Consider the following 16,992-nt stretch of genomic DNA (forward strand, 5'->3'; position numbering starts at 1 on the left):
GGATGTGTGTCGTTCGCGGAATTTGTGAACGAGCCCGAGCCCCTGTGGGAGCGAGCTTGCTCGCGAAGACGTCAGTAACTTCAACATTGCTGTCGTCTGACACACCGCTTTCGCGAGCAGGCTCGCTCCCACATTTGATGCGTGTAGGACACAGAATTTGTAAAACACCATGTCCCCCTGTGGGAGCGAGCTTGCTCGCGATGGCGGCAGTGCAATCACCACAAACCCGGGCCATAAAAAACGGCGATCACTTGATCGCCGTTCTTATGTACAGGCCTATTGAATCAAGGCGTCATCAGCACTTCAATCGAGCCATCGGCCGTCATGCTGACCTGGCTGGTGCCGGCCTCGACTTCTGGCGTGACCGGCGCGGAGTCCATGCCCGCCGCTTTCATCATCATCGGCGCGCGCATGTACGGTTGTGGATAGCCGTTACTGTTCAGGTTCAGGTTGACGATTTTGTAACCCTTGCCGCCCAGCGCATCGGTCGCCAGTTGCGCCCGGGCCTTGAACGCGGTGACGGCGTCTTTGAGCAGTGCGTCTTCGCTGGCCTTGCGGGTTGGTGTGGCGATGGCGAAGTCCATGCCGCCCATTTTCAGGTCGGTGAGCAGTTCGCCGGTCAGTTTCGACAGGGCGGCGAAGTCCGAGCTTTCCAGGCGCAGTTCGGCGCGTTCACGCCAGCCGGTGATCTTCTGGCCCTTGGTGTCGTAGATCGGGTAGCTGTTGCGGCTGCCCTGGCGCAGGGTGATGTCTTTGACTTGCTTGGCTTGGGCCAGGGCCTTGTTCATGGTGGTGCTGACGTCGGCGGCGAGTTTGGCCGGGTCGGTGTTTTGTTCTTCGGTATAGAGGGTCACGATCATCAGGTCGCGGGCCACTTCCTGACTGACTTCGGCGCGCAGGGAAATCTGGTTGTAGTGAAGTTCGTCGGCGGCCAGGGCCGGGAGGCTGGCGACGGTGCCCACGCTGAGGGCGAGGAGGGCGGCGCTGCGGCGCATTGTGTGCATGAAAAGCTCCTTGAAGGGGCGCAGGGGTGAAGGTCCGAGCCTGCGTGAAACCATCAGACTCTAGCTTTAATGATCCGGTTCGCCCAGTTACAACTTCTATACAGATAAGCGCGATCCTGTGTCGCAGCTGCCGAAGCCTGCGTTCGCTTGTAGCAGCTGCCGAGGCACGAGGCTGCGTCCGGCTCATGTAGCAGCTGCCGAGGTACGAGGCTGCGTTCGGCTGCGAAGCAGTCGTAAAACCTGAGCATGCGGTTTTACTGAAATACCGCGTCGCCGATATCACGACTGCTTCGCAGCCGAACGCAGCCTCGTGCCTCGGCAGCTGCTACATGAACCGAACGCAGCCTCGTACCTCGGCAGCTGCTACATGAGCCGAACGCAGCCTCGTGCCTCGGCAGCTGCTACATGAGCCGAACGCAGCCTCGTGCCTCGGCAGCTGCTACAAAGGTTTGCGTTGGCCGTTGCCATGTGGCCGTTTGCCGCACTTTTGCCTGTCAGCCCCCCTGCTTGGTTATACTCCGTGCGATCCGCCTGGAGCGCTCATCAGGAGAGCTCATGCTCGCCCCCGTTCAAATCACTTCCGCGACTCGCCAGAACCTCTGGCGGCTGACGTTCATCCGCACCTTGGTGCTGGCCGCTCAGGCCGGTTCCGTAGGGCTGGCCTACTGGTTCGATCTGCTGCCATTGCCCTGGTTTCAACTGGCGATGACGCTCGGCTGTTCGATGCTGCTGTGCGCCTTTACGGCCATTCGCCTGCGCACCTCGTGGCCGGTGACCGAGCTCGAATACGCCGTGCAACTGGCCTGCGACCTGTTTATCCACAGTGCATTGCTGTATTTCTCCGGCGGCTCGACCAACCCGTTCGTCTCGTATTACCTGGTGCCGCTGACCATCGCCGCCGTGACCTTGCCATGGCGCTTTTCGCTGATTCTGTCCGGCATCGCCCTGGCGATGTACACCTTGCTGCTGGCGCGGTTCTACCCGCTGCAAACCTTCCCGATCGCCCGGGAAAACCTGCAGGTCTATGGGATGTGGCTGAGTTTCGCCCTCGCTGCCGCAGTGATCACCTTCTTCGCCGCGCGCATGGCCGAAGAGTTGCGCCGTCAGGAAGAACTGCGCGCCATCCGCCGCGAAGAAGGCCTGCGCGATCAGCAATTGCTGGCCGTTGCGACGCAAGCCGCCGGTGCGGCTCATGAATTGGGCACACCGCTGGCGACCATGAGTGTGCTGCTCAAAGAGATGCAGCAGGATCATCCAGACCCGATGTTGCAGGACGATCTGAAGGTGTTGCAGGACCAGGTCAAACTCTGCAAGGAAACCTTGCAGCAACTGGTGCGCGCCGCCGAGGCCAATCGCCGCTTGGCCGTGGAAATGCAGGACGTCACGGATTGGCTCGACGAAGCCTTGAACCGCTGGCACCTGATGCGCCCGGAAGCCAGTTACCGCTTCCAGCGCCTCGGCCAGGGCACGGTGCCGCGCATGGCGCCGCCGCCAGACTTGACTCAGGCACTGCTGAATTTGCTCAACAACGCCGCCGACGCCTGTCCCGAAGGGTTGCAAGTGACGCTGGACTGGAATGCCGAGGACTTGACCATCAGCATTCGCGACCACGGCGCCGGTGTGCCGCTGGCCATCGCCGAGCAGATCGGCAAACCGTTTTTTACCACCAAGGGCAAAGGTTTCGGCCTGGGCCTGTTTTTGAGCAAGGCCAGCGTGACACGCGCCGGCGGCTCAGTGAAACTCTACAGTCATGAGGAAGGCGGCACGCTCACCGAGCTGCGCCTGCCCCGTGTCGCCCGAGGAGACGAACATGAGTGACGAGATCCAAGTAGAAGGCGAAGAACTGCCGCATTTGTTGCTGGTCGATGACGACGCCACCTTCACCCGCGTGATGGCCCGCGCCATGGCCCGCCGGGGTTTCCGCGTCAGCACCGCCGGTTCTGCCGAAGAAGGCCTGACCATCGCCCAGGCCGACCTGCCGGACTACGCGGCGCTCGACCTGAAAATGGACGGCGATTCCGGCCTGGTGCTGTTGCCCAAGTTGCTCGAACTCGACCCGGAAATGCGCGTGGTAATCCTCACCGGTTATTCGAGCATCGCCACCGCCGTCGAGGCGATCAAGCGCGGCGCCTGCAATTACCTGTGCAAACCGGCGGACGCCGATGACGTGCTGGCGGCGCTGCTGTCCGAGCACGCCGACCTCGACACGCTGGTGCCGGAAAACCCGATGTCCGTGGACCGCTTGCAGTGGGAGCACATCCAGCGGGTGTTGACCGAGCACGAAGGCAACATCTCCGCCACGGCCCGCGCCCTGGGCATGCACCGCCGCACCCTGCAGCGCAAACTGCAAAAGCGTCCCGTACGCCGCTGAACCTGCGCTGAACGAATGCAGGCCACGCCTCGCGACAAACCGAGCCGATCATCTATGATCGGTTCGTGCGTGTTCTTTTCTCTATCGAGCCTTATCCATGAATCAGAACGCTGAATATTCCGCGGTCAATGATGCGGTGCGCGGGCAGTTTTTTCGCAAAGTCTGGGCCATGACCACGCCGTACTGGCGCAGCGAAGAGAAGGTCAAGGCATGGACGCTGCTGATCGCCGTGATTGCGCTGTCGCTGATCAGCGTCGGCATCTCGGTGTGGTTCAACACCTGGTACAAGGATTTCTACAACGCCCTGCAAAAGAAAGATGAAGCGGCGTTCTGGCAACTGATTCTGTATTTCTGCGCGATTGCCGCCGTGGCGATTGTCGGCGCGGTGTACCGGCTCTACCTGACCCAGATGTTGACCATCCGCTGGCGGGCCTGGCTCACTGAAAAACACTTCGCCCGTTGGCTCGGCAACAAGAATTACTACCAGCTGGAGCAGGGTGGTTACACCGATAACCCGGACCAGCGGATTTCCGAAGACCTCAACAACTTCACCTCAAACACGCTTGAGCTGGGCATTGGTCTGCTTCGTAACGTTGTCAGTCTGGTGTCGTTCTCGATCATTCTGTGGGGCGTGTCGGGCAGCATTGAAGTGTTCGGGATCACCATTCCCGGCTATATGTTCTGGTGCGTGCTGGTCTATGCCGTGATCGGTAGCTGGCTGACCCATCTGATTGGTCGTCGCTTGATCGGCCTCAACAACCAACAACAACGTTTCGAAGCCGACCTGCGTTTCTCCATGGTCCGGGTTCGCGAAAACGCCGAAAGCATTGCGTTGTATAACGGCGAGCCGAATGAAAATCGGCGCTTGAGCAGCCGTTTTGGCCTGGTTTGGCACAATTTCTGGGACATCATGAAAGTGTCCAAGCGTCTGACTTTCTTTACCGCCGGTTACAGCCAGGCCGCCATCATCTTTCCGTTCATGGTTGCTGCACCGCGTTATTTCGCGGGCAAGATCGAACTCGGTGAGCTGATGCAAATCAGTTCGGCGTTCGGCAATGTGCAGGAAAGTTTCAGCTGGTTTATCAGTGCCTACCAGAACCTCGCGGCGTGGCGCGCCACCTGCGATCGTCTGCTGAGTTTCCATCAGGCCATGGCTGATAACGAAGAGCGTGCGCCTGCCATCGACGTGCAAAACCAGGGCTCGGATTTGAAAATCCAGAACCTCGGTCTGGACCTCGCCGACGGTCGTCACTTGCTGACCAACGCCGACATGACCGTGGAGGAGGGCGAGCGCGTCATGCTCAGTGGTCGTTCCGGCAGCGGTAAATCGACGTTGTTGCGGGCGATGGGGCATTTGTGGCCGGCGGGCCACGGCAACATTCGACTGCCGGCGGCGCGCTACCTGTTCCTGCCGCAGAAGCCGTATCTGCCGATTGGCACGTTGCGTGAAGCGTTAAGTTATCCACAGCCCGGCGACACGTATCCGCCTGAGCGCTATGTGGAGGTCCTGGAAACCTGCCGCTTGCCGCACTTGGTGGCGCGCCTGGATGAAGCCAATCACTGGCAGCGCATGTTGTCGCCGGGTGAGCAGCAACGACTGGCGTTTGCGCGGGCGCTGCTTTATGCGCCGCAATGGCTGTATATGGATGAAGCCACGTCGGCGATGGATGAAGAGGACGAGGCGTCGCTGTATCAGGCGTTGATCGATGAATTGCCGGGGCTGAGCATTGTCAGCGTCGGGCATCGCAGCAGCTTGAAGCGTTTCCACCCACGGCATATTCGTATCGACAATGGGCATCTGGTGGATCAAGCCGTGACTGCCTGAACACCACACATACCCCTGTGGGAGCGGGCTTGCTCGCGAAAGCGCAGTGTCATTCAACCAATAGGTGTCTGATATTCCGCCTTCGTGAGCAAGCCCGCTCCCACAAGAGGGGAATGGTGTTTAGGCTGGACGGTGATCGTACAACCCGCTTGCGCTATGATGCGCTTTCAGCCGAATTCTTCGAGACAGACGTTCACCATGGAAAACCCGATCGACGCACCTCGCCTCCCTCGCAAGCGCCGCAGCCTCGCTCAGGAACTGGTGACCGTGCTGTCCGAGCAGATCCGCGACGGTCAGCTCAAGCGTGGCGACAAGTTGCCCACCGAGTCGGCGATCATGGACGCCCATGGCGTCAGCCGCACCGTGGTGCGTGAGGCGATTTCCCGTTTGCAGGCCGCCGGGCAGGTGGAAACCCGCCACGGCATCGGCACCTTCGTCCTCGACACCCCGAGCCCGAGCGGTTTCCGCATCGACCCGGCCACCGTAGTCACCCTGCGTGACGTGCTGGCGATCCTGGAACTGCGCATCAGCCTGGAAGTGGAATCCGCCGGCCTCGCCGCGCAACGTCGCAGCGCCGAGCAGTTGGGCCTGATGCGTGCAGCGCTGGACGCCCTCAACGAAAGCGCGTCCCACGCCAGCGATGCCGTGGCGTCGGACTTCCAGTTTCACCTGCAAATTGCCCTGGCGACCGGCAACCGTTACTTCACCGACATCATGACCCACCTGGGCACCAGCATCATTCCGCGCACCCGGCTGAATTCCGCGCGCCTGGCCCATGACGACCAGCAGCACTACATGAATCGCCTGAGCCGCGAGCACGAAGAAATCTACGACGCCATCGCCCGCCAGGATTCCGATGCGGCGCGGGCGGCGATGCGGTTGCATTTGACGAATAGCCGGGAACGGCTGCGTCATGCGCATGAAGAGGCCGAGGCACAGCGGGGATAGGTTTCTTCCTGCGAATGATTTTTTGCCTGACAGAGCGCTTTCGCGAGCAAGCCCGCTCCCACACTGGATCTTCTGTGAACACAGTCTTTGTGAACACCCAAGAACTAATGTGGGAGCGGGCTTGCTCGCGAAGGCGTCGACAGCCTTAACGCAGTAGCTTCAGCCAGCCTTCAAAATCGACCGATCCACCCGCACCGCCAATTCAACCGCCCCAGCCTTGGCCTCAAAAGCCACCAGCCCTTGAGCATCCACAACGCCCCGCGCAATCGGCACACCCCTGGACAACAACTCCAACGGCGCCCCCTTCAGTGATTGCCCCGACGCCAGTTCCAGTTTCACGTTAATCGTCATCTTCAGATCTCCTTATCAGGCCACATTGCCAGTCGGGTGGTAGTCCTTGAGCAGCAGATACGTGCTCCATCCCCACCAGTCATCCACCGTGGCGGCGTCATTCAAGTTACTCACATCCTTGCGCCGCAGCACCTTGCCGCCCTCAAGGCGAAACAGCGGCGCGAAATTGCTCGCCAGGTTCAGCACCGCTTGCAGGTCGGGCAGTTGTTTCAGCGCTGCGAAGGTGTTGAAGGCCGGAACCGTGCCGCTGAGGTAAGCCGCGAACACTTCATCTGCCGAGGCCTGAACCGCTTGGTTGACGTGCAGACGATTGGCGCTGTCGATGACGTCGAAGTGGCGCTTGTCCCCATAGGCCCGCCATTGTTCGCCGTTGCCATTGCGCACGTTGAGGCCGAATTTGCTGTCTTCGTCGTGCATGAAACGGGTGATCAGCGAGCCCAGATCGCTCGGTGTCACTGCCGCCGCCATTGCCTTGCGCGGCACTCGCAAATGCCCGGCGGAGAACAGATCGGTGAGGTAGTGATCGGCAAAGGCGTTCATCGCGTAGGCGACTTCCAGTTGCTTTTCATCGCGACTGGCGTGGGCGGCCGCTGCGTGTTGCAGGGCTGCGATGTGGCCCGCGATGTAAGCCTGTTGCGCCCATTCGCCAAAATGGTCGGCGTTGTTCGCCGCCAGTTTCAAGTAGCGCCCCAACGGGAACAGGGCCGAGACGAAACTGCCGCCGCCAGTGATCTTGTTCCACTCTTCCGACAACGTATCACCCAAGGCGTCATAGGCCTCGTGCGGCTGTTTGCCGTCCTTGATCGCCTGTTTAACGGCGTCGATCTCTTTTTGCATCACCGCGAGGATTTTCACCGCCTCGACTTTTGACGCGGACAACACGGCCAGCGTGTCGAAAGCGGCGATAAAGCGGTTGAGGCGATCCGCCGGCGTGGCGCCATCGCTCACTGGGCGATCAGGAATGCCGTAGAAATCCCCGCCCAACGCGAGCACCTGGCCGTAGGTCGGGGCGAGCCCGTTGGGCAGGTGCAATTGCACGTCGCGGGCGAGAATCGGCGGGGCGTTTTCGACGAAGCGCAGCAGGGTTTGATCGCCAATAGCGGTGTGTTCGCCGCCCTCGAACTTCAACACCGGTTTGCCTTTCACGGCTTTTCCGGTCAGTGGGGGCGGTTGATGGTTGTGATGTTCAGCGATGTGCAGCACCAAATGATCGTCGTTCCCGGCGATGGCAATGCCGCGCTCGGTAAAAAGATCATCGAAGCGAGCAATCACCTGCTTCGGTTTCTCCTGGTTTTGAATGTGTAGACCTGACATTTCTAGCTCCTTGATATGTCGTAGGTAGGTTCTGAATAGGCTGTATGTATATACAGTTAAAATAAGCCTAGTCGAGAATCTTCCTACGTCAAGAAATCACCTTGTCTGACTCAATTTCGCGGCCGGCGATGAAATGCAGTTGACGGTTATTTTTTAAGTTGTACGATGACCTACAACTTCGGCGCAGGCTGAACGGTTTTTCTCACACATCACGTCGCTACTCAGGGTGTTCGAATAATGAATCCACAAGAACTGAAGTCCATCCTCTCCTCCGGTCTGCTGTCCTTCCCGGTCACCGACTTCAATGCCCAGGGCGATTTCCATCGCGCTGGCTATATCAAACGTCTCGAATGGCTGGCCCCATACGGCGCCACGGCGCTGTTCGCCGCGGGCGGCACCGGTGAGTTTTTCTCTCTGGCGGCCAGCGAGTATTCGGAAATCATTAAGACTGCCGTCGACACTTGCGAAACCAGCGTGCCAATCCTGGCCGGCGTCGGCGGTTCGACTCGTCAAGCCATCGAATACGCTCAAGAAGCCGAGCGCCTGGGCGCCAAAGGTCTGTTGCTGCTGCCGCACTACCTGACCGAAGCCAGCCAGGACGGCGTTGCCGCCCACGTTGAAGCCGTGTGCAAATCGGTGAAAATCGGCGTGGTGGTCTACAACCGCAACGTTTGCCGCCTGACCGCTCCTTTGCTGGAACGCCTGGCCGAGCGCTGCCCGAACCTGATCGGCTACAAGGATGGCCTGGGCGATATCGAGCTGATGGTCTCGATCCGCCGTCGTCTCGGCGATCGCTTCAGCTACCTGGGCGGCTTGCCGACCGCCGAAGTCTACGCCGCGGCTTACAAGGCGCTGGGCGTACCGGTTTACTCCTCGGCGGTGTTCAACTTCATCCCGAAAACCGCGATGGATTTCTACCACGCCATTGCCCGCGAAGATCACGCCACCGTTGGCAAGATCATCGACGACTTCTTCCTGCCGTATCTGGACATCCGTAACCGCAAGGCCGGTTACGCGGTGAGCATCGTCAAGGCCGGGGCAAAAATTGCCGGCTACGACGCAGGTCCAGTGCGTGCGCCGCTGACCGATCTGACGGCCGAAGAGTACGAAATGCTCGCCGCGCTGATCGACAAGCAAGGTGCGCAGTAACCATCCCGATTAAATAAGGCCGCTGAGCAATCAGCGGTTTTTTGCGTGAGGAGAACATCCAGTGGCAGATGCAAAGCGCTTTGATAACTACATCAACGGTGAGTGGGTCGCGGGCAGTGAATACTGCGCCAACATCAACCCGTCCGAACTGACCGATACCATCGGCAACTACGCCAAGGCTGATCTGGCCCAGGTCCACGCCGCCATCGACGCCGCCCGCGCTGCGTTCCCGGCGTGGTCGACCTCGGGCATTCAGGCTCGCCACGATTCGCTGGATAAAGTCGGCACCGAAATCCTCGCCCGTCGCGAAGAGCTCGGCACCTTGCTGGCCCGGGAAGAGGGCAAGACCCTGCCGGAAGCCATCGGCGAAGTGACCCGCGCCGGCAACATCTTCAAATTCTTCGCCGGTGAAACCCTGCGTCTGTCCGGCGATTACCTGCCGTCGGTGCGTCCGGGTGTGAACGTTGAAGTCACTCGCGAAGCCTTGGGCGTGGTTGGCCTGATCACCCCGTGGAACTTCCCGATCGCGATTCCTGCGTGGAAGATCGCCCCGGCCCTCGCCTACGGCAACTGCGTGGTCTTGAAACCGGCTGATCTGGTGCCGGGTTGTGCCTGGGCCCTGGCGGAAATCATCTCCCGCGCAGGCTTCCCAGCCGGCGTGTTCAACCTGGTGATGGGCAGCGGTCGTGTGGTTGGCGATGCGCTGGTGCAGAGCCCGAAAGTCGACGGCATCAGCTTCACCGGTTCCGTGGGTGTCGGTCGTCAGATCGCTGTCAGCTGCGTGTCGCGCCAAGCGAAAGTGCAGCTGGAAATGGGCGGCAAGAACCCGCAGATCATTCTCGACGACGCCGACCTGAAACAAGCGGTCGAGCTGTCGGTACAGAGCGCGTTCTACTCCACCGGCCAGCGTTGCACCGCGTCGAGCCGCTTCATCGTCACCGCCGGGATTCACGACAAATTCGTCGAAGCCGTGGCCGAGCGCATGAAGTCGATCAAGGTCGGCCACGCGCTGAAGACCGGCACTGACATCGGTCCGGTCGTCTCGCAAGCTCAGCTGGAACAGGACTTGAAGTACATCGATATCGGCCAGTCCGAAGGTGCACGTCTGGTCAGCGGCGGTGGCTTGGTGACTTGCGATACCGAAGGCTACTACCTCGCCCCGACGCTGTTTGCCGACAGCGAAGCGGCGATGCGCATCAGCCGTGAAGAAATCTTCGGCCCGGTGGCCAACGTGGTTCGCGTCGCGGATTACGAAGCGGCACTGGCTATGGCCAACGACACCGAGTTCGGTCTGTCGGCGGGCATCGCCACCACGTCGTTGAAGTACGCCAACCACTTCAAACGCCACTCCCAGGCCGGGATGGTGATGGTCAACCTGCCAACCGCCGGCGTGGATTACCACGTTCCGTTCGGTGGGCGTAAAGGTTCATCCTATGGTTCCCGCGAGCAAGGTCGCTACGCGCAAGAGTTCTACACGGTCGTGAAGACCAGCTACATCGGTTCCTGATACATCGCGGTATCCCCGGATACCGCGCCCCTGCTGGCCTATAGGACCGTAGGAGCTGTCGAGTGAAACGAGGCTGCGATCTTTTGATCTTGTTTTTAAAGATCAAGATCAAAAGATCGCAGCCTCGTTTCACTCGACAGCTCCTACAGTCCGGCAGGGAACACCACGATTCACCCGCGCATAAAAATAATCAGTGGGAGTACATCTACATGCAAGCGACCAAGCCGACCCACGTCCGCTATTTGATTTTGCTCATGCTTTTCCTGGTGACCACGATCAACTACGCCGACCGGGCCACTATCGCCATCGCGGGCTCCAGCCTGCAAAAAGACCTCGGCATCGACGCGGTTACCCTTGGCTACATCTTCTCTGCATTCGGTTGGGCCTACGTGGCCGGGCAAATACCCGGTGGCTGGCTGCTTGACCGTTTCGGCTCGAAAAAAATCTATGCGCTGAGCATCTTCACCTGGTCACTGTTCACCGTGTTACAGGGTTATGTCGGTGAGTTCGGCATGTCCACGGCCATCGTGGCGCTGTTCATGCTGCGCTTCCTGGTGGGCCTGGCCGAAGCGCCATCCTTCCCCGGCAACGCTCGCATCGTCGCGGCCTGGTTCCCGACCGCTGAGCGCGGCACGGCCTCGGCGATCTTCAACTCGGCGCAATACTTTGCCACCGTGTTGTTTGCACCGCTGATGGGCTGGATCGTCTACACCTTCGGCTGGCAGCATGTGTTTGTGGTGATGGGCGGCATCGGCATCGTGTTCTCGCTGATCTGGCTGAAAGTGATCCACAGCCCGCGCCAGCACCCGATGATCAACGAGGCCGAGTTCAAGCACATCGCCGACAACGGCGGCATGGTCGATATGGACCAGGACAAAGGCAAAGGCAAAAAGGTTGACGGTCCGAAGTGGGACTACATCCGCCAGTTGCTGACCAACCGCATGATGCTCGGCGTGTACCTGGGCCAGTACTGCATCAACGGCATTACCTACTTCTTCCTGACCTGGTTCCCGGTGTACCTGGTGCAAGAACGCGGCATGACCATTCTCAAGGCCGGTTTCATTGCCTCTCTGCCGGCGATCTGCGGCTTTATCGGTGGGGTGCTCGGCGGGGTGATTTCCGATTACCTGCTGCGCAAGGGCCATTCCCTGACCTTCGCCCGCAAGGCGCCGATCATTGCCGGTTTGCTGGTGTCCAGCAGCATCGTCGCGTGCAACTACGTGGACATCGAATGGATGGTGGTCGGCTTCATGGCCCTGGCATTCTTCGGTAAAGGCGTGGGCGCACTGGGCTGGGCGGTTGTTTCGGACACCTCGCCTAAACAGATCGCCGGTTTGAGTGGCGGCCTGTTCAACATGTTCGGCAACATCGCGTCGATCACCACGCCGATCGTCATCGGCTACATCATCAGTGCCACCGGTTCGTTCAAATGGGCACTGGTGTTTGTCGGTTGCAACGCGCTGGTCGCCGTATTCAGCTATCTGGTGATCGTGGGTCCGATCAAACGCGTGGTATTGAAAGAGCCACCAAGCACCGGTCCTGAACTGACCAAATTATCTGAAGCGCATTCCTGAGGAGCGGCGTCATGCAGTTGATTGAACATTCCGACTCGCCGCGCTACATCCGTCTGCACGAGCGGGACAATGTGGTGATCGTGGTCAACGACCAGGGCGTGCCGGCCGGCACCGAATTCCCGGATGGTCTGGTGACGGTGGATTTTGTGCCGCAGAGCCATAAGGTCACCCTCGAGGACATTCCGGAGGGCGGTCAGGTGATTCGTTACGGCCAGACCATCGGCTACGCCTTGCAGCCGATTCCGCGCGGCAGTTGGGTCAAGGAAGATCAACTGCGCATGCCCACCGCGCCACCGCTGGACAGCCTGCCGCTGTCCACCGATGTGCCGGCGGCGCAGACACCGCTGGAAGGCTTCACCTTCGAGGGTTATCGCAACGCCGACGGCACCGTTGGCACGCGCAATATTCTCGGGATTACCACGACCGTGCAGTGCGTTACCGGGGTGCTGGATCATGCGGTCAAGCGCATCAAGGACGAGTTGTTGCCGCTGTATCCGAACGTCGATGACGTGGTGGCGCTGACCCACAGTTACGGCTGTGGCGTGGCGATCACCGCCACCGACGCGTACATCCCGATTCGCACTGTGCGTAACCTGGCGCGCAACCCGAACCTGGGCGGCGAAGCCTTGGTCATCAGCCTGGGTTGCGAGAAATTGCAGGCCGGGCAGGTGATGCACGACAACGACAGCTCGGTGGATTTGAGCGAGCCGTGGCTGTATCGCTTGCAGGATTCGAGTCACGGTTTTACCGAGATGATCGAGCAGATCATGGCGCTGGCCGAAACCCGTTTGAAGAAGCTTGACCAACGCCGCCGGGAAACCGTGCCGGCGTCCGAGCTGATCCTGGGCATGCAGTGCGGTGGCAGTGATGCGTTTTCTGGCATCACCGCCAACCCGGCGCTGGGTTATGCCTCGGACCTGTTGCTGCGGGCCGGTGCGACGGTGATGTTTTCCGAAGTCACCGAAGTGCGCGATGCGATTTACCTGCTGACCTCCCGTGCCGAAACCAAAGAAGTCGCCGAGGAGCTGGTGCGGGAAATGGACTGGTACGACCGTTACCTGGCCAAGGGCGAAGCGGATCGCAGCGCCAACACCACGCCGGGGAACAAGAAGGGCGGGTTGTCTAACATTGTCGAGAAATCATTGGGTTCGATCGTCAAATCCGGCAGCAGCGCGATCAATGGCGTACTCGGCCCTGGTGAACGCTTCAAGCGCAAAGGCCTGATCTTCTGCGCGACCCCGGCCAGTGATTTTGTCTGCGGGACGTTGCAGCTGGCGGCGGGGATGAACCTGCACGTGTTCACCACCGGGCGCGGTACGCCGTATGGTCTGGCGATGGCGCCGGTGGTCAAGGTGTCGACCCGGACTGAACTGGCGCAGCGCTGGCCGGATTTGATCGACATCGACGCCGGGCGGATTGCCACCGGGCGGGCGTCAATCGAGGAGCTGGGTTGGGAGTTGTTTCACTACTACCTGGACGTGGCCAGCGGCAAGAAACAGACGTGGGCCGAGCAGCACAAACTGCATAACGACATTACCTTGTTCAACCCGGCGCCGATTACCTGAGGGTTAGGTGTCAGATTCAAAATCGCCCCCTCACCCCAACCCTCTCCCCAAAGGGGAGAGGGGGAAAGGGGGCAGATTTCTATGCTTTTCAAACCTGAGTTCGGCTCGTGATTTCAGGTCGACGTAGCTCTAAGAACACCTCGGTCAGTCCCCTCGCCCCTTTGGGGAGAGGGTTAGGGTGAGGGGGGTTCTAACTGACACGAAAGATCCAATGCGGCTTTCGCGCCATGGGTGGCTTATCATTCGCCCTTTAATGACGCCCACCCCAAGGTCCCCTCCGGCATGCTGGCAATCTTCCTCGAAACCCTGAACATCACCGCGCCGGTGTTTGCCATGCTGTTTCTGGGTGTGCTGCTCAAGCGCATCGACTGGATCAACGACAACTTCATCCACACTGCCTCGGCCCTGGTGTTCAACGTCACCATGCCGGCGTTGCTGTTTCTGGGCATTCTGCATGCCGACCTGCATGCGGCGTTGCAACCGGCGCTGCTGATCTATTTCTCGCTGGCCACCCTGGTGAGTTTTGCCGGGGCCTGGGGCTGGGCGATCTGGAAGTGTCCGCGAGAGGATCGGGGCATTTACACCCAAGGCGCGTTTCGCGGCAACAATGGTGTCATCGGCCTGGCGCTGGCGGCGAGCATGTATGGCGATTACGGGATTTCCCTCGGGGCGATTCTCGCGGCGCTGGTCATCCTGTTCTACAACACCCTCTCGACCATCGTGCTGGCGGTGTACAGCCCGGTGATCAAGTCCGATCCGTGGAGCATCTGCAAAAGCGTGTTCAGCAACCCGCTGATCATCAGCGTGTTTGCGGCGGCGCCGTTTGCGTATTTCAAACTCAGTTTGCCGGGGTGGCTGGAAACCTCTGGCCAGTATTTGGCGCAAACCACCTTGCCGCTGGCGTTGATCTGCATCGGCGGCACTTTGTCGCTGGCGGCGTTGCGCAAGAGTGGCAGCATGGCGCTGAGTTCAAGCCTGGTAAAGATGATCGGCCTGCCGGTGCTGGCGACCGTTGGCGCGTGGTTGTGGGGCTTTCGCGGGGCGGAGTTGGGGATTCTGTTTCTGTACTTCGGCAGCCCGACGGCGGCGGCGAGTTTTGTCATGGCGCGCCAGGCGAATGGCAACCATGAACTGGCGGCGGCGATTATTGTGATCACCACGTTGATGGCGGCGATCACCACCAATGTCGGGATTTTTGTGTTGCAGTGGGGTGGGTGGATCTAGCTTCAGGATTTGCAGGGGCCTTCAGGGCCTCTTCGCGAGCAAGCCCGCTCCCACATGGGATCTCCGGTGGACACAAAATTTGTGTACGACTCGATCCACTGTGGGAGCGGGCTTGCTCGCGAAGACGGCAGGCCAGTCGCTAGAGATTTCGATGATTTACTCAGGCTTCTGGTAGGTATCGATCACTTCCTGCGCCGCCCGAAACGCGTCAATCGCCGCCGGTACGCCGGCATACACCGCGCAATGCAGCAGAGCCTCGCGGATCTCTTCCACGGTGCAGCCATTGTTCAACGCGCCGCGCACATGGCCTTTCAACTCTTGCGGGCACTTCAGCGCGGTCAGCGCGGCGAGGGTGATCAGGCTGCGGGTTTTCAGCGACAGCCCTTCGCGATTCCAGACGCTGCCCCAGGCGTGTTCGTTGACGAAATCCTGCAGCGGCTGGCTGAACTCGGTGGCATTGCCCAGCGCCCGGTCGACGAAGGCATCGCCCATCACTTGGCGGCGGACTTCAACGCCGGGTTTTTTGTGGTCGGTCATGGCACATCCCTCTTGTGGTGTTGGCGACGCCAGGCGCGCAGCGACGTGAACAGCAGGAACGCCACCAGCGCCGGCAGGACGAAAATCAGCATCAGGTGTTCAAGCTTGCCGGCCAGGGGCATGCCGGTGGTGAACGACACCACGTGCAACCCATACGCCAGGTACAAGCCGAGAAACAGCAGGCCCTCGGCCCGGGTCACGCGATAACCGGAATAGAACACCGGCAGGCACAGCGCGGCGACGCCGAGCATCACCGGCAAGTCGAAATCCAGTGCGTTGGGCGACACCGACAGCGGCGACGGCGCCACCAGCGCGGTAAAGCCGAGCACGCCCAGAAGATTGAACAGGTTGCTGCCAATCACGTTGCCCACGGCGATTTCCCGTTGACCGCGTAATGCGGCGATCAGCGAGGTGGCCAGTTCCGGCAGGGAGGTGCTGATGGCGACGATGGTCAGGCCGATAATCCGCTCCGACAGCCCCAGATCGCTGGCGACCGACACTGCGGCACCCAGCAGCAAGTGGCCGGCGTACACCAGCATCGCCAACCCGGCGACGATCATCAGCAGGCTGCTGATCCACGGTGCTTTCGTCGTTGCTTCATGGCTCGAGGGCGGTCGGGCCGAATGCCGCGACTGGCGTAGCAACAAGCCGAGGTACAACACCAGCGCGGCCAGCAGGATCACGCCGTCGGTGCGGGTCAGTTCTTCGTTCCAGGCCAACACGCACACCAGCAGGCTGGCGCCGATCATCAGCGGAATGTCCAGGCGCACCAGTTGCCGCGACACCCGCAACGGAATGATCAGCGCTGACAGCCCTAAGGTGACAAGGATGTTGAAGATGCTGCTGCCGATCACACTGCCGACGGCGATGTCGGCGTTTTGCGCGAGCATCGCTTGCAGGCTGACGGCCATCTGCGGCGCGCTGCTGCCGAGGGCGACGATGGTCAGGCCGATGATCAGCGGCCGCACGTGCAGGCGCGCGGCCAGGCGCACGGCGGCGCGCACCATCAGTTCGGCGCCTGCGATCAGCAGAAACAGACCACTGAGCAGTTCGATCACGCTCAGCAGGGGAATGTCTTCTAATCCGTAAATGGTCGGGGCTCCGTCAGTCGTCGAGGGCTTGCACGCGAACCCGTGCGGTGCCGGCGCGCAGCATGCCCAGCCGCTCGGCCGCCTCGTGAGACAGGTCGATCAGGCGCCCACGGGTATGCGGCCCACGGTCGTTGATACGGACCACGCAGGATTTGTCGTTATTCAGATTGGTGACCTTTACCCGCGTGCCAAACGGCAACTGGCGATGGGCGGCGGTCAGGGAATTCTTGTCGAAACGTTCGCCACTGGCGGTGCGTTTGCCTTGGTGTTTGGCGCCGTAATAGGACGCCGTGCCGGTCTTGTCGTAACCGTGCGGGTCGATGATGTCGTTGCTGGCGCAACCGGCCAGCAGGGAGAGCAGGGCGCAGGCGCCCAGTAGACGCTTCATTTGAAAGCTTCCAAAAACAAATGTGGGAGCGGGCTTGCTCGCGAATGCATTCTGACAGTCAACTTTGTATTGAGTGCCGAACCGCATTCGCGAGCAAGCCCGCTCCCACAGGATATGGAGCCAGGCTTGCGATCTGGCTCCATT

Annotated in this window: 15 protein-coding genes; 9 read left to right on the forward strand and 6 right to left on the reverse strand. The window is 60.5% G+C overall.

From position 1 onward, the window contains the following. Positions 1–284 precede the first annotated feature (284 nt). A complete protein-coding gene (locus tag HB680_RS30850; protein ID WP_213942064.1) occupies positions 285–1,004 on the reverse strand; it encodes an SIMPL domain-containing protein in 720 nt (239 codons plus the stop codon). Positions 1,005–1,559: 555 nt separating this feature from the next. Between HB680_RS30850 and HB680_RS30855 the strand changes: the two genes are divergently transcribed. The 4 genes from HB680_RS30855 to HB680_RS30870 all read left to right on the forward strand — a co-directional run bounded on the left by HB680_RS30855 (position 1,560) and on the right by HB680_RS30870 (position 6,148). Further along, a complete protein-coding gene (locus HB680_RS30855; protein WP_213942065.1) occupies positions 1,560–2,822 on the forward strand; it encodes an ATP-binding protein in 1,263 nt (420 codons plus the stop codon). Next, positions 2,815–3,375 (forward strand): response regulator transcription factor, encoded by a 561-nt coding sequence (locus tag HB680_RS30860; RefSeq protein ID WP_007942792.1) that lies wholly within the window; start codon positions 2,815–2,817, stop codon positions 3,373–3,375. Before HB680_RS30855 ends, HB680_RS30860 begins: the two co-directional genes overlap by 8 nt. 97 nt (positions 3,376–3,472) lie before the next feature. Next, complete coding sequence (locus HB680_RS30865; protein ID WP_213942067.1) at positions 3,473–5,200, forward strand: ABC transporter ATP-binding protein/permease; 1,728 nt, start codon at positions 3,473–3,475, stop codon at positions 5,198–5,200. Positions 5,201–5,398: 198 nt separating this feature from the next. After that, the gene (locus HB680_RS30870) at positions 5,399–6,148 is read left to right on the forward strand and encodes a FadR/GntR family transcriptional regulator (RefSeq protein ID WP_054616145.1); all 750 of its coding nucleotides are present in this window, start codon (positions 5,399–5,401) and stop codon (positions 6,146–6,148) included. A gap of 159 nt (positions 6,149–6,307) precedes the next feature. On the opposite strand, the gene HB680_RS30875 is transcribed toward HB680_RS30870, so the two are convergent. Together HB680_RS30875 and HB680_RS30880 are read right to left on the reverse strand one after the other, a co-directional pair. Next, the gene (locus HB680_RS30875; RefSeq protein WP_213942068.1) at positions 6,308–6,499 is read right to left on the reverse strand and encodes a hypothetical protein; all 192 of its coding nucleotides are present in this window, start codon (positions 6,497–6,499) and stop codon (positions 6,308–6,310) included. 15 nt (positions 6,500–6,514) lie between these two features. Beyond that, a complete protein-coding gene (locus tag HB680_RS30880; RefSeq protein ID WP_213942069.1) occupies positions 6,515–7,813 on the reverse strand; it encodes a phospholipase in 1,299 nt (432 codons plus the stop codon). Between the two features lie 237 nt (positions 7,814–8,050). On the opposite strand from HB680_RS30880, the gene kdgD reads away from it, so the two are divergent. From kdgD to HB680_RS30905, 5 genes are all read left to right on the forward strand, one after another. Then, positions 8,051–8,962, forward strand: a complete 912-nt coding sequence (gene kdgD, locus HB680_RS30885; RefSeq protein WP_027924508.1) for a 5-dehydro-4-deoxyglucarate dehydratase — start codon at positions 8,051–8,053, stop codon at positions 8,960–8,962. 61 nt (positions 8,963–9,023) lie between these two features. Beyond that, complete coding sequence (locus HB680_RS30890; RefSeq protein WP_213942070.1) at positions 9,024–10,469, forward strand: aldehyde dehydrogenase family protein; 1,446 nt, start codon at positions 9,024–9,026, stop codon at positions 10,467–10,469. Positions 10,470–10,531: 62 nt separating this feature from the next. Further along, a complete protein-coding gene (locus HB680_RS30895) occupies positions 10,532–12,043 on the forward strand; it encodes an MFS transporter (protein ID WP_346657425.1) in 1,512 nt (503 codons plus the stop codon). Positions 12,044–12,054: 11 nt separating this feature from the next. After that, positions 12,055–13,608 (forward strand): galactarate dehydratase, encoded by a 1,554-nt coding sequence (garD, locus tag HB680_RS30900; RefSeq protein ID WP_213942071.1) that lies wholly within the window; start codon positions 12,055–12,057, stop codon positions 13,606–13,608. 282 nt (positions 13,609–13,890) lie between these two features. Then, positions 13,891–14,832 carry an AEC family transporter gene (locus HB680_RS30905; RefSeq protein WP_213942072.1) on the forward strand — a complete coding sequence of 314 codons (942 nt, stop codon included), beginning with the start codon at positions 13,891–13,893 and terminating at the stop codon, positions 14,830–14,832. 156 nt (positions 14,833–14,988) lie between these two features. Here the strand turns inward: HB680_RS30905 and HB680_RS30910 are convergent, their stop codons facing one another. The 3 genes from HB680_RS30910 to HB680_RS30920 are packed head-to-tail and all read right to left on the reverse strand — an operon-like array spanning position 14,989 to position 16,848. Next, positions 14,989–15,369, reverse strand: a complete 381-nt coding sequence (locus HB680_RS30910) for a carboxymuconolactone decarboxylase family protein (RefSeq protein ID WP_213942073.1) — start codon at positions 15,367–15,369, stop codon at positions 14,989–14,991. Next, positions 15,366–16,427 (reverse strand): calcium/sodium antiporter, encoded by a 1,062-nt coding sequence (locus tag HB680_RS30915; RefSeq protein ID WP_213942074.1) that lies wholly within the window; start codon positions 16,425–16,427, stop codon positions 15,366–15,368. Before HB680_RS30915 ends, HB680_RS30910 begins: the two co-directional genes overlap by 4 nt. A 46-nt stretch (positions 16,428–16,473) precedes the next feature. After that, positions 16,474–16,848 (reverse strand): septal ring lytic transglycosylase RlpA family protein, encoded by a 375-nt coding sequence (locus HB680_RS30920; RefSeq protein WP_213942075.1) that lies wholly within the window; start codon positions 16,846–16,848, stop codon positions 16,474–16,476. Between the last annotated feature and the right edge of the window lie 144 nt (positions 16,849–16,992).

It is taken from the genome of Pseudomonas sp. dw_612 (assembly GCF_018449725.1).
GTDB lineage: Bacteria > Pseudomonadota > Gammaproteobacteria > Pseudomonadales > Pseudomonadaceae > Aquipseudomonas.

Excerpts from the sequence above, each read along its gene's own strand:
- HB680_RS30860 (WP_007942792.1), top strand. The coding sequence starts at position 2,815 with ATGAGTGACGAGATCCAAGTAGAAGGCGAAGAACTGCCGCATTTGTTG.
- HB680_RS30880 (WP_213942069.1), bottom strand. The coding sequence starts at position 7,813 with ATGTCAGGTCTACACATTCAAAACCAGGAGAAACCGAAGCAGGTGATT.
- HB680_RS30850 (WP_213942064.1), bottom strand. The coding sequence starts at position 1,004 with ATGCACACAATGCGCCGCAGCGCCGCCCTCCTCGCCCTCAGCGTGGGC.
- HB680_RS30910 (WP_213942073.1), bottom strand. The coding sequence starts at position 15,369 with ATGACCGACCACAAAAAACCCGGCGTTGAAGTCCGCCGCCAAGTGATG.
- kdgD (WP_027924508.1), top strand. The coding sequence starts at position 8,051 with ATGAATCCACAAGAACTGAAGTCCATCCTCTCCTCCGGTCTGCTGTCC.
- HB680_RS30865 (WP_213942067.1), top strand. The coding sequence starts at position 3,473 with ATGAATCAGAACGCTGAATATTCCGCGGTCAATGATGCGGTGCGCGGG.
- HB680_RS30855 (WP_213942065.1), top strand. The coding sequence starts at position 1,560 with ATGCTCGCCCCCGTTCAAATCACTTCCGCGACTCGCCAGAACCTCTGG.
- HB680_RS30870 (WP_054616145.1), top strand. The coding sequence starts at position 5,399 with ATGGAAAACCCGATCGACGCACCTCGCCTCCCTCGCAAGCGCCGCAGC.
- HB680_RS30905 (WP_213942072.1), top strand. The coding sequence starts at position 13,891 with ATGCTGGCAATCTTCCTCGAAACCCTGAACATCACCGCGCCGGTGTTT.
- garD (WP_213942071.1), top strand. The coding sequence starts at position 12,055 with ATGCAGTTGATTGAACATTCCGACTCGCCGCGCTACATCCGTCTGCAC.
- HB680_RS30875 (WP_213942068.1), bottom strand. The coding sequence starts at position 6,499 with ATGACGATTAACGTGAAACTGGAACTGGCGTCGGGGCAATCACTGAAG.
- HB680_RS30920 (WP_213942075.1), bottom strand. The coding sequence starts at position 16,848 with ATGAAGCGTCTACTGGGCGCCTGCGCCCTGCTCTCCCTGCTGGCCGGT.